Here is a 2,281-nt window from a genome sequence, read left to right on the forward strand (position 1 = left end):
AACCCCTGTTACCGCCGTGAAAGGGCGGTGTCCTAGGCCTCTAGACGAATGGGACACTGTTGGCACTTTATACTCTGTACCGAGTGAATACTCATCGATGCCTGTAGGCTAAACATCAACGCTTAGTGATACGTTATACTCTGCATCGAGTCAGTTAGATGGTGGAGCCTAGCGGGATCGAACCGCTGACCTCAACACTGCCAGTGTTGCGCTCTCCCAGCTGAGCTAAGGCCCCTTTACCTAACTAGTTGCTTTTAAGTGCACCGCGAATTTAACGACGCTGTGTCTCAACTGCGAGGCGCATTCTATGCAGCACACCCAAAAGTGTCAACTCGTTTTTTAGGAATTTATTCTATTTGCTACAAATTCAATCGCTTTGGAGATTCTTTGTTCACAACGAGCCTTTCCGACAAGGAATAAGGTTAAATCTACAGCAGGTGACATCCCTGCCCCAGTTACCGCAACGCGAAGCGGCATACCTACCTTACCCATACCCACTTCTAATTCCGCAGCGGTATCTTCAATAGCTTGATGAATCGCTTCAAGCGTCCACTCAGGCAGCGCGGCCAATTTTTGCTGAACTAACTGAAGGGGCTCCAATGCCACACCGCGAAGATGCTTCTTCGCAGCCGTTTCATCGAAATCGGCAAAGTCTTCATAGAAATAACGACTAGATGCAGCTAACTCTTTAAGCGTCTTAGCTCGCTCTGCTAACGCCGTAACCACTTCGGCGAGCGCAGGGCCATTTGTCGTATCAATCTTTTGATCCGCCATATGCCATTCAAGATGGCTCGCTACATACTCAGGTGCCAACTCTTTCATATAGTGCTGGTTCAACCAAATAAGCTTGTCGGTATTAAAAGCGGAAGCCGCCTTATTGATATCATCTAACTTAAATAGTTGCTTCATCTCGTCAATAGAGAAGACTTCTTGATCGCCATGTGACCAACCTAGACGAACTAAATAGTTAAGTAGGGCCTCAGGCAAGTAACCATCATCACGGTACTGCATCACACCAACTGCGCCATGACGTTTAGATAGCTTGGCGCCATCGTCGCCTAAAATCATGGCAACATGTGCATATTCTGGGATCGGTGCGCCAAGAGCCTTCAAAATATTAATTTGGCGTGGCGTGTTATTGATGTGGTCTTCACCCCGTACAACACAGGTGATCCCCATATCCCAATCATCAACCACTACACAGAAGTTGTAGGTTGGTGTACCTTCTGTACGCGCAATGATCAAATCATCGAGTAACTCATTAGAGATCTCAATACGACCACGGACGTGATCATCAAAAACCACACTGCCTTCAGTTGGGTTCTTAAAACGAATTACGAACGGCTCATCAGTGTCACGTGGCGCTTTATCACGGCAACAACCGTCATACTTTTGTTGCTCACCCTTAGCGGCCTGCTCTTCACGCATGCTTTCAATACGCTCACGGCTGCAATAACACTTATACGCAGTGCCCTGCTCTAGCATTTGAGCAATGATCTCATTGTAACGATCAAAACGTTTTGTTTGATAGTACGGACCTTCATCCCAAGTTAAGCCCAACCACTCCATACCATCTAAAATCGCCTCGCATGCTTCTGGCGTAGAACGTTCAAGGTCGGTATCTTCGATACGTAAAACAAATTCACCTTGATTGGCACGGGCATATAGCCATGAATAAAGTGCAGTACGAGCACCGCCTACGTGTAAAAAACCTGTAGGGCTTGGAGCGAAACGCGTCTTAGTCGTCATAATGGGACACAAACCTATCTTCGAAAGTCTAAATTGTAGACTCAACTATTAAATGTGGCGGCTATTCTAACAGCCAAAGCGCTTAAGAGAAAATACTCTGCACTAATATAGAGAAGCTAATGATGTTGTTTCCACTTTCGCCAAGGTAAGCGTCATCAAGTTATGTAGCCATTATCTCTTGCTTTTCACGATTCAATAGACAAGGTTTAAGTAGCTCGATGCAAACTTGATGGGTAAACAGTCTAAAGAATGTCGTACCCGGTAGGTTTTAATAAGCCGCTTGCCCAGATTAATTTCCTCGATGAGACATTATTTAGTCAACCCTATGCCTAAGTTGACGATGTTTTGTTTAACATTAAGCCAAACCGTGCAAATTTGAACCGGACTCTATGTTTTATCAAAAAAAAGCGTTGACAGTAGATCGTTCCCCCCTATAATACGGCCCCACACAGCGAGGTCGATTAGCTCAGCTGGGAGAGCACCTCCCTTACAAGGAGGGGGTCACTGGTTCGAGCCCAGTATCGACCACCAT

1 protein-coding gene and 2 tRNA genes are annotated in these 2,281 nt (G+C 46.0%); 1 reads left to right on the top strand and 2 read right to left on the bottom strand.

Translation table 11 applies throughout. From position 1 onward, the window contains the following. Positions 1-159: 159 nt before the first annotated feature. Positions 160-235 (bottom strand) — tRNA-Ala (locus L876_RS0118325). A gap of 104 nt (positions 236-339) precedes the next feature. Further along, positions 340-1,749, bottom strand: coding sequence for a glutamate--tRNA ligase (gene gltX / locus L876_RS0118330; RefSeq protein WP_028765125.1), 1,410 nt, complete (start codon positions 1,747-1,749; stop codon positions 340-342). 455 nt (positions 1,750-2,204) lie between these two features. On the opposite strand from gltX, the gene L876_RS0118335 reads away from it, so the two are divergent. Further along, positions 2,205-2,280, top strand: a tRNA-Val gene (locus tag L876_RS0118335). Position 2,281 lies beyond the last annotated feature (1 nt).

The sequence above is a fragment of the Shewanella colwelliana ATCC 39565 genome (assembly GCF_000518705.1).
In the GTDB taxonomy this organism is placed as follows: domain Bacteria; phylum Pseudomonadota; class Gammaproteobacteria; order Enterobacterales; family Shewanellaceae; genus Shewanella; species Shewanella colwelliana.